We start from the raw sequence: 9,195 nt of genomic DNA on the forward strand, positions 1-9,195 counted from the left end.
TTGTATAAGATGGGATTTGACCCGGTCCTTAAAGGCAGTGATTTCGATGCGCTGCGAAAAGGGAATCCTCCAGATGATATTAAAATAGAGCAGGAGCATGTGAAATGGGCAGACGCATTCACGATGATCTATCCCATTTGGTGGACAGGTCTGCCTGCTCTAATAAAAGGTTACATCGATCGCGTATTTTCATATGGCTTCGCTTATGCGTATGGAGAGGATGGCAGCATTAATAAGCTGCTTACTGGTATGAAGGGTCTTATTATCAACACGCATGGCACACCCTCAGAAATCTATAGCAAGACCGGTATGTATGACGGACTCAAAATCACCTCGGATACAGGTATTTATGAATTTTGCGGCATTACTCCGGTAGGTCATTTATTTTTTGGAAGTGTGCCGCAGATCGACGATGCAGCACGTCAGAGAATGCTTGAGGAAGTACATGAGAAGGCCAAAACATTATTCGATTAACCGTAATAATGAGTGGTAAACGGCTAAGAACCCTATTTCGATCTTAAATCGAGATAGGGCTTTTTTTGTTGTTAGGGCTATTTTTAACAGGAAAAGGTAACAATATTAATGATTATACTAAGAAACCGATTGGAATGATTAACATGATGAGTATCCATTGGCGGTTAGCCGAGCTTTGGGTGTTGAAGCAGAATAGAGAGCTTTCAGAAGATGAATTATTAGAGATGGAATGCTGTATGAAACTGAATGCCAATTATGCGCTTAAGGTTGCTGAGCAATACAATATGGCACTAATGGCTAGTATGACGAATGATTGGAGCTGGCTGCACGATATTTCGGCTAACATTGAGAAATTAGAAAATATATATAAAGGAAAGAAGCCGCATTTTTTCGAAAAATGACCGCAGTTAATGATTAACTTTTAACGAACTCTACCTCAATGTGTACAACCTCCGACCGGCTGCCGATGCGTATAGGAGGTCCCCATGATCCGAAGCCTGATGAAACAATGGCATGAAGTCCGCCTTTTTTCAAATAACCCCAATCAAGTTCAAACAAGCGCTTCGTGATGAGATGGTTAGGTGCCATTTGACCGCGATGCGTATGCCCCGATACCGAAAGATCTATACCGTTTTCTGCCGCACTCGCAATGTCTGACGGTTGATGATCGAGCATGATTAGTGGAAGCTTAGTATTGATAGATGACACAAGCTCGCTTATTGGCAATCTTTTTTTAGAGGAACGGAAGCCGCTTGAAGCCTTATCCTTTCGTCCAATAATATAGAAGCTGTTATTGATCAGTACGGACTCATCCATCAGAACATGTATATCAATGGCACCCATAGCCTCGATAAACTCAGGTACTTTTCCGCCAATATACTCATGATTACCGGTGACCGCAAATACCCCAAGCGGAGCTTTAAGCTTGCCAAGTACGGCAGCCATATTTTTGCGAATAAAGGGTTCGATGTCATCATCTAAAATATCGCCCGGCAGCAAAATAAGATCGGGTTGAATATGTTGCACCTTAGCTACAAGCCGCTCCAAATGACGCTTGCCTACGATATTGCCGAGATGTAAATCTGAGGCCATTGCAATCCGCAGCTTTTTCATAGCTCCAGCTTGCTTCGGAATTTTCAACTGATACGTTCGGATGACGGGACTCCAAGCATTCCAAGAGCCGCGAGCCAAAAGGCCAATTAATAATAATGAAGCCGCGCTCCCCACGCCTACAATATAAGTGGATTCGGATGCGCCAAGTGCTTTAAGGATCAGCCCAAGTATATTAGCAATAGGCAGGATCAGCACACTATATTCCAAGATGGCCAACCAATAGGAACCAATCACTTTTAAAGCTTCTGCAATCGGTTTAAGGAAGCTTGAATAAAGCGACCGGCTAATCAAATAGGCAAATGCGACTAATCCGAAGCAAACGGAGTATGCTCCTGGACGATTCCAGTCGAATAGGGTAGATAGAAATAACCAGCCATTCCAACCTATGTACCAAGTAATACCGCAGTACACAAGCAAAACACCTATAATAATAGCTATAAAACGAAGATTCATCCTACAACGCTCCTTGGTCGCTCATCTGTTCTTACATAAGCTGAAATTACTATATCATATAGAGAATAGAGCAGCCAAATGCATAGGGATAGCAGGAACAGAGCGGTTAAAGTCGAACGTATATATACGATAATTACATGTAATAGTAGATAGAGTCTTTAATAGCGAAATATAAATCAATGTATTCCATATGAGGAGGAAACTATTATGACGAATCTAGTTATATCAATGAATCAATTTGAACAAGCCGTTCAATTTATAGTGAACGAAGGCAGACTGCTGGAGAGGACTTTATATGCTTACGAGTTTGAAGGAGGCTCTGAAGAGGATGTAATAAGAGAACTAGCTGTATACCAAAATGCGGACGGAGGCTTTGGAAAAGGGTTAGAGCCGGATATTCGCACCGAGGTATCCTCTGCTATTGCTACGACTGTTGCTTTACAGCATTTGAAAACAGTGGGAGCGGGCAGTAATTCTCCGATAGTTAAAGATGCGATACGATACTTGATTGATACCTATAACAGGGCACAGCGGGCTGGCTGGGATATTGTGCCCCCAGACGTGGAATTGGCTCCGCGCGCTCCGTGGTGGAATTATAATGCAGCGCATGAAGGCTGGGGAAATCCAGCGATTGAAATAGTAGGTTATTTTCATAAATACGCAGACCTAGTGCCGGTGAATATACTAAATGAGCTGACACAGCATGCCATTACCTATATAAATGAAGGATCTACTAGGAAAGATTTTCATGAGCTATTCTGTTGTTTGCGCTTCGCGGAGCTAGTACCTGAGTCTGTGCTGCGTGAGGTTAAACCTGTAATTGATGAAATGGTAATGAATTGCGTAACAACTGATCCAGATGGGTGGAATGGCTATTGTCTTATGCCCTTACAGGTGGCTGAGTCGCCGAATTCCATTTATCACGAAAAGCTTGGTGACAGCGTGAAGTTGAATCTGGGGCACTTACTAGCGAAGCAGCAAGCTAACGGTGCGTGGTCGCCAACTTGGAGCTGGGGGCAATATGAAGATGTTTGGGCGAAGGCTGAGCAGGAGTGGAAGGGTGTCTTAACGCTTGACGCGTTGCGCAGACTGAAAGCCTATGGTATCGTGACGTCATAGTTGAATAGGAATTGAAGAGGATAATTATTGCGCTTTCGAATGTGAATGTGCATCAAGGAATGGAGCGTAAAGCCTGATGAAATCATTAGTACTAGCAGAGAAACCAAGTGTAGCAAAGGAAATTGCGCGTGTCCTCGGATGTGGACAGAAGCATAAAGGGTATATGGAAGGTCCTAAATATGTGGTGACCTGGGCACTAGGCCATTTAGTTACTCTTGCTGAGCCAGAGGATTATGATAAGAAGTATAAGACATGGAATCTGGAGGATTTGCCCCTTCTGCCTCCCAAAATGAATTTGAAGATCATGAAAGAAACATCCCAACAATATAATTCGGTAGCTCAGCTTTGCAAGCGGCAGGATATAAGTGAGCTTATTATTGCGACAGATGCGGGGCGAGAAGGCGAGCTGGTAGCACGCTGGATCATGGAGCTGGTTCGTTGGCGGAAGCCGTTTAAGCGGCTATGGATTTCTTCGCAGACTGATAAGGCGATAAAGGATGGATTCAACAACCTGAAGCCGGGCAAGGATTATAATAATTTGTATGCTTCCGCTGTTTGTCGCGCTGAGTCTGATTGGCTAATCGRATTAAACGTTACCCGGGCACTAACAACTAAATACAATGCGCAGCTTGCGGCAGGACGTGTTCAAACGCCAACTCTCTCGATGATGATAGAGCGTGAGCAAGAGATTCAGTCGTTCCAATCTCAGCCGTATTGGACCGTTTCCGCTGAATTTGGAACGTTTTCGGCGTTATGGCGTGAGCAGGAGACGCATGACGGCAGGATTTGGGATAAGGCGGATGCTGATGCAGTATCCGTTCGTATCCAAGGAGGAAGGGCTAAGGTTGACAAGCTTCGTACTATAGAGAAATCGGAGTCGCATCCGCAAGCGTATGATTTGACGGAGCTGCAGCGTGATGCGAACAAAAGACTTGGCTTCTCTGCTAAACAAACGTCGAATGTTTTGCAGAAGTTATATGAGCAACATAAGCTAGTTACCTATCCGCGTACGGATTCACGTTATTTGTCTAGTGATATGGTTTCTACCTTAAAAGGTCGTTTGGAGAGCATAGCGGTAGGTCCCTATGTGCAGCTTGCGCGCAAGCTGCTAAGAGGACAACTGCAGGTGACGAAGCGGATTGTCGACGACAGCAAAGTAACGGATCACCATGCTATTATTCCTACTGAGCAATACGTTCAATTAGGAGCGCTCAGCAGTGATGAGCGTAAGCTGTATGATTTAATCGTAAGGCGCTTTATCGCATTATTTTATGGTCCCTACCGCTACGATGAGACGAGTGTTGTGCTTGCTTTAGGCAAGGATCGGTTTTATGCGAAGGGCAAGATAGAGAAGGAAGCGGGCTGGAAGGAGATCTACCAGTCAGACTCTCGTGCATCTAGTGATGAGGAAGACGAGGAGGATGATAACGGCAATGCCGGGAGCAAAGCTGATCGACAGCCATCGCAAATGCTTCCCGCGCTGACCTCCGGACAGGCAATACCAGTGAAGCAAGGGAAAGTGAAGGAGCTTCGTACAATGCCGCCTCCGCGGTACACAGAGGCAACACTGCTTACTCGAATGGAGAAGCATGGCTTGGGTACACCTGCGACGAGGGCTGATATTATAGAAAAACTGCTCGGAACTGACACCATTACGCGTACGCAAAATAGACTGATGCCGACTGGAAAAGGCAAACAGCTCATTGAGCTTGTTGTTAATGAACTGAGAAGTCCTGATTTGACTGCGAAATGGGAGCAAGAGCTAGAGCGAATTGCTCAAGGGAAAGGTGATCCGACAGCATTCATGCGCAATGTTCGCGATCAAGCGTCGAAATGGGTATCTGAGGTCATAAGCGAGACTAAGGAATATAAACCTCATAATCTGACTCATTCACGTTGTCCGGAATGTGAAAAGCCTTTGCTAGAAATAAACGGAAAACGCGGAAAGTCACTCGTTTGTTCGGATCGTGAATGCGGCTATCGACGTGCGGCTGAACCGATGCTATCCAATAAGCGATGTCCGCAATGCCGCAAGAAGATGGAGATTCATGATGGCAAGGCGGGGAAATACGCGCAGTGTCGTCCTTGCAACGTCATTGAGACATTAGGCGATAAGCCGGGTGGTAAGGTGAATCGTAAGCAAAATCAGAAGCTTATCGAGCAATTTAGCGATAATACGTCACTATCCAACAGTATGGCGGATAAGCTGAAGGAAGCGATGGCGAAGCTGTCTGATAAATAGAGTTGAAGTATCAAGGCGGGTAAGCGGACCTTTATTGGTTGGCTTATTCGCTTTTTCTTTTCTACCAGCATATCATTCGACTGCTAGAGCTGTGTTTCAAGGGGAAGCAATCAATCTGGCAATCTGGGTTCTCATTAAGGACGTTAAATTAATCATTTGATAGATTACTAGATTTCGATTAAAGTTTTTTATGGAATTATCAAAAAAATGCCCTGTGGATAACAATATCCACATTGTACACGTTGATACTTCTTCTTATTCGACGTATATCCACACACTATTCACACCGTATCCACAAGATGTTGTGCACAACTGGGGCTGTTGTCCATTAAATTGCGCCATGCTACTATGATAAAGAATTAACCAAAAGGTGGAAGAAAGGATGTGTAGTAATGGAGCTACTGTCTGACGAACTGCTGGTTGACACTTATTATGCAGCTATTCAGTTTAAATTGGATACCGAATTTATTAGAATGCTGGCGCTTGAGTTAAAACGAAGACGTGTTAACCCAGAGGCTCGTAAAATTACTGCATAGTTTCTAAGTCGTGCAATAACTGTCGAAGCTTATGTCCATTCCGTAATTGATACCTCAGCTGTAAGATTGCAGTTCGAACAAATGAGTACATGTTTGCAATCACTTCTACTTTGCAATAAGCCATTACTTAGAATGTCTCCTTCCTCCATGGGCTGATAGGGTGCATAAGGCCCTGTCCAATCCGACACACGACCATAATCGCTCATTTTACCCTCGCAGGAGGTACAGTTTTCTTGCAGGGCTTGAATTCCGTTACACACTGGACAAAACAAAAGGGTATCCTCCTAGGCGCGCCTCGCATATGAATGCAAGAGGTGCATGAAATGATTCGCCAAGGATAGGATGCCCTTATATTAATTTATATATATCCGTGAATCGAATGCATTTTCCGTTGAGGACGATGACAGCCGTGCACTAATTATTAAATAGGTTATATTACATTTTCATGTTGCTGCTATGTCCAGGAGACAGCTTCGCCGCTGGATCAACATAGACCTTCGCATTATTGATAGCGGTAGGAGCTTCACCAAATCCGACAGCGATTAGTTTAAGCTTACCAGGATAAGTCGTAATATCACCTGCTGCAAAGAGCCCCGAAATATTCGTTTCCATCCTTGTATCGACAATGATCGAACCGCCTTGAATGTTAATGCCCCAATCGGCAATGGGTCCTAGCGAGGATACGAAGCCAAAGTTTACGATAACCGCATCGATGTCGAGTTCAAGGATTTCATTTGTTTTGACATCGCTTAAGGTTACTTTATTAATTCTGTCTTCGCCATGAAGCGCAATAATTTCCTTTGGCGTAAGTACTTGAACTTTGGAATTCATAAGGTTTTCTACGCTATGCTCATGTGCACGGAATTTATCGCGGCGATGAATGAGCGTCACGCTTTCTGCGATAGGCTCCAACATAAGTGACCAATCGACTGCGGAGTCACCTCCACCGCTAATCAATACCTTTTGACCTTGGAAACGCTGTAAGTCTCCTACAAAATAATGAAGGTTTTTCTTCTCGTACTGAGCTGCTTCAGGGAGCTCTAGCCGTCTTGGCTCGAAGGCGCCGACTCCGGCTGTTATAATCACTGCTTTTGCAAAATGAGTTGTTTTGTCTGTAACAATTTCGAATAGACGCTCGTCATGTTTAATAACGTTTGTAACTTTTTCCTCTAAGCAAATTTCTGGCTTAAAGTGATTAAGCTGCTCGACCAAACGGTCAACTAGTTCTTGAGCAGTTACTTTAGGAAAACCAGCMACATCATAWATRTATTTTTCRGGGTAAAGCGCTGCAAGCTGTCCGCCTAGCTGGGGCATGCTTTCAATAAGTTTGACTGATGCTTGGCGCATACCACCGTAGAAAGCTGCGAACAATCCTGTAGGACCGCCACCAATGATCACGATATCAACAGGTGATTCTGATGCTTTAAGGTTATTCAACTTTTCCACCTCCGCTATTAAGTATACGATTTTCATTATAAACTTTTGCACCAAAAGAAGGAAATAATTAATTTGTATAGAGTTCTAAAGTTTTTCGTTAACTTTGCCCTTGAACTTTGTTTGAAAACTATGTAATATTTCTGATGTATGTTAAGCACGGAACTGGTTGCGAACGGTGTCGAAAGATGTTGCGGTTCCGTTTGGATAAGAATGATAAAATAGTCCCATAGCGCACAAACTAGAGCCATTATAAAGAGATATCGGTTCAGGCTTGTGTAATTTTTCACAATACAAATACAAAGATAAAAGGAATGGATGGGATCATACGATGAGCAACATACCTAAAATCGTGATTCTTGGAGCAGGATACGGTGGAATTCTCACCGCTCTTCGTCTGCAAAAAGAACTGAACTACAATGAAGCGGATGTAACCTTAGTCAATAAACATGATTATCATTACATCACTACTCATCTGCATATGCCAGCTGCTGGTACCGACAACCCTGAAAATGCTCGAGTAAGCATTTCCAAATTGATCGATGAATTTAAAATTGATTTCGTAAAATCAACCGTTGTACAAATTCGTCCGCAGGACAAGAAAGTTATTCTTGAGGACGGTACACTTTCATATGATTATTTGGTAATTGGACTTGGCGGAGAAACGGAAACCTTCGGAATTCCGGGTCTTAGTGAGCATGCAATGAATATTCGCAGTATTAATTCAGCTCGTTTAATCCGTGAACATATTGAGTACCAATTTGCACGTTTCAAACGTGAGCCGCATCGTACTGACTATTTGACGTTTGTCATTGGCGGCGCAGGCTTTACCGGTATTGAGTTTATTGGCGAGCTATCCGATCGCATTCCAGAGCTGTGCAAACAGTTTGATGTGGATCCATCGCTTGTGAAAATATATAACGTAGAAGCTGCTCCGACAGCGCTGCCTGGCTTTGATCCTGAGCTCGTAGAATACGGCATGGACGTATTGACGAAGAAAGGCGTTACATTCCGCATCGGAACTGCGATCAAGGAATGTTCAGCTGAAGGCGTTATTGTCGGCGAAGGGGAAGAAATCAAATCGGCGACTGTCATATGGACCGGCGGTATTCGTGGTAACCGTCTAATTGAAGAAGCTGGCTTCGAAACGATGCGCGGCCGTGTGAAGATTGACGAATTTCTTCGCTCACCTGGCACAGAAAACATATATATCCTAGGCGATAATTCCCTTATGTTCAATCCGGAAGGCCGTCCGTACCCACCGACAGCTCAAATCGCAATGCAGCAAGGCGTAGTTTGCGCGCATAACCTTGTAGCTTCCATTCGCAATCAACCGCTGAAAAGCTTCACGTTCAGCAACAAGGGTACAGTAGCATCGCTTGGTAAAGGCGAAGCAATTGGTATTGCATTTGGCAAGAAATATAAAGGACGCACTGCAGCTTGGCTGAAAAAATTAATTGATCTTCGTTACTTGTTTATCATCGGCGGGATTCCACTCGTACTGCGTAAAGGTAAATTTCTATAATGAGACACTGCAGCGTACAAGTACGCGGCTTGCTGACGAGAGATGAGCTTGATCGATACAACGCATTGATGGAAGTGGGTTCATTTCTGGAATCGCAAACTCGTTACGACTTGGCTTATACGGTGCAAAAGGAAGTTGACCTGCTCATTCAGCCGGCTATTGAGAGGCTGAAGGATAAGGGACGAGAGCGCGACAGAGCTACCCAAGAGTATTTGGAAGCGAAGCGGCTCAGTTTAGCAGAGATCGATGATGATGATGATGACGATGACGATGATGCTTAGATAGCTATAATATGATGT

The 9,195-nt window shown here is 44.0% G+C and carries 10 protein-coding genes; 7 read left to right on the forward strand and 3 right to left on the reverse strand.

What is annotated here, in order from left to right; translation table 11 throughout:
* A partial coding sequence (locus tag AC1DWN_RS20795; RefSeq protein ID WP_477560818.1) for an NAD(P)H-dependent oxidoreductase occupies nucleotides 1-474 on the forward strand: 474 nt, incomplete at its 5' end.
* Between the two features lie 143 nt (nucleotides 475-617).
* Nucleotides 618-875 (forward strand): DUF7667 family protein, encoded by a 258-nt coding sequence (locus tag AC1DWN_RS20800; protein ID WP_477560819.1) that lies wholly within the window; start codon nucleotides 618-620, stop codon nucleotides 873-875.
* A gap of 13 nt (nucleotides 876-888) precedes the next feature.
* Here the strand turns inward: AC1DWN_RS20800 and AC1DWN_RS20805 are convergent, their stop codons facing one another.
* A complete protein-coding gene (locus AC1DWN_RS20805) occupies nucleotides 889-2,040 on the reverse strand; it encodes a metallophosphoesterase (RefSeq protein ID WP_477560820.1) in 1,152 nt (383 codons plus the stop codon).
* Nucleotides 2,041-2,247: 207 nt separating this feature from the next.
* On the opposite strand from AC1DWN_RS20805, the gene AC1DWN_RS20810 reads away from it, so the two are divergent.
* The 3 genes from AC1DWN_RS20810 (at nucleotide 2,248) to sda (ending at nucleotide 5,937) form a co-directional block, all read left to right on the forward strand.
* A complete protein-coding gene (locus AC1DWN_RS20810; protein WP_477560821.1) occupies nucleotides 2,248-3,159 on the forward strand; it encodes a hypothetical protein in 912 nt (303 codons plus the stop codon).
* Nucleotides 3,160-3,235: 76 nt separating this feature from the next.
* A complete protein-coding gene (locus AC1DWN_RS20815) occupies nucleotides 3,236-5,401 on the forward strand; it encodes a DNA topoisomerase III (RefSeq protein WP_477560822.1) in 2,166 nt (721 codons plus the stop codon).
* A 392-nt stretch (nucleotides 5,402-5,793) separates the two neighbouring features.
* On the forward strand, nucleotides 5,794-5,937 hold the full coding sequence (gene sda, locus AC1DWN_RS20820) for a sporulation histidine kinase inhibitor Sda (protein WP_477560823.1): 144 nt from the start codon (nucleotides 5,794-5,796) through the stop codon (nucleotides 5,935-5,937).
* A 29-nt stretch (nucleotides 5,938-5,966) separates the two neighbouring features.
* Here the strand turns inward: sda and AC1DWN_RS20825 are convergent, their stop codons facing one another.
* Together AC1DWN_RS20825 and AC1DWN_RS20830 are read right to left on the reverse strand one after the other, a co-directional pair.
* The gene (locus tag AC1DWN_RS20825) at nucleotides 5,967-6,209 is read right to left on the reverse strand and encodes a hypothetical protein (RefSeq protein ID WP_477560824.1); all 243 of its coding nucleotides are present in this window, start codon (nucleotides 6,207-6,209) and stop codon (nucleotides 5,967-5,969) included.
* Nucleotides 6,210-6,372: 163 nt separating this feature from the next.
* Complete coding sequence (locus AC1DWN_RS20830) at nucleotides 6,373-7,410, reverse strand: NAD(P)/FAD-dependent oxidoreductase (RefSeq protein ID WP_477560825.1); 1,038 nt, start codon at nucleotides 7,408-7,410, stop codon at nucleotides 6,373-6,375.
* A 292-nt stretch (nucleotides 7,411-7,702) separates the two neighbouring features.
* On the opposite strand from AC1DWN_RS20830, the gene AC1DWN_RS20835 reads away from it, so the two are divergent.
* Both AC1DWN_RS20835 and AC1DWN_RS20840 read left to right on the forward strand, forming a co-directional pair.
* The gene (locus AC1DWN_RS20835) at nucleotides 7,703-8,896 is read left to right on the forward strand and encodes an NAD(P)/FAD-dependent oxidoreductase (RefSeq protein ID WP_477560826.1); all 1,194 of its coding nucleotides are present in this window, start codon (nucleotides 7,703-7,705) and stop codon (nucleotides 8,894-8,896) included.
* Nucleotides 8,896-9,177, forward strand: a complete 282-nt coding sequence (locus tag AC1DWN_RS20840; protein ID WP_477560827.1) for a hypothetical protein — start codon at nucleotides 8,896-8,898, stop codon at nucleotides 9,175-9,177. Before AC1DWN_RS20835 ends, AC1DWN_RS20840 begins: the two co-directional genes overlap by 1 nt.
* The last annotated feature ends 18 nt before the right edge of the window (nucleotides 9,178-9,195 follow it).

Source organism: Paenibacillus sp. P4_A7 (assembly GCF_056402455.1).

Bases quoted from the DNA above. Each gene is read 5' to 3' on its own strand.
- AC1DWN_RS20800 (WP_477560819.1), top strand. From the start codon at position 618: ATGATGAGTATCCATTGGCGGTTAGCCGAGCTTTGGGTGTTGAAGCAG.
- AC1DWN_RS20805 (WP_477560820.1), bottom strand. From the start codon at position 2,040: ATGAATCTTCGTTTTATAGCTATTATTATAGGTGTTTTGCTTGTGTAC.
- AC1DWN_RS20810 (WP_477560821.1), top strand. From the start codon at position 2,248: ATGACGAATCTAGTTATATCAATGAATCAATTTGAACAAGCCGTTCAA.
- sda (WP_477560823.1), top strand. From the start codon at position 5,794: ATGGAGCTACTGTCTGACGAACTGCTGGTTGACACTTATTATGCAGCT.
- AC1DWN_RS20835 (WP_477560826.1), top strand. From the start codon at position 7,703: ATGAGCAACATACCTAAAATCGTGATTCTTGGAGCAGGATACGGTGGA.
- AC1DWN_RS20840 (WP_477560827.1), top strand. From the start codon at position 8,896: ATGAGACACTGCAGCGTACAAGTACGCGGCTTGCTGACGAGAGATGAG.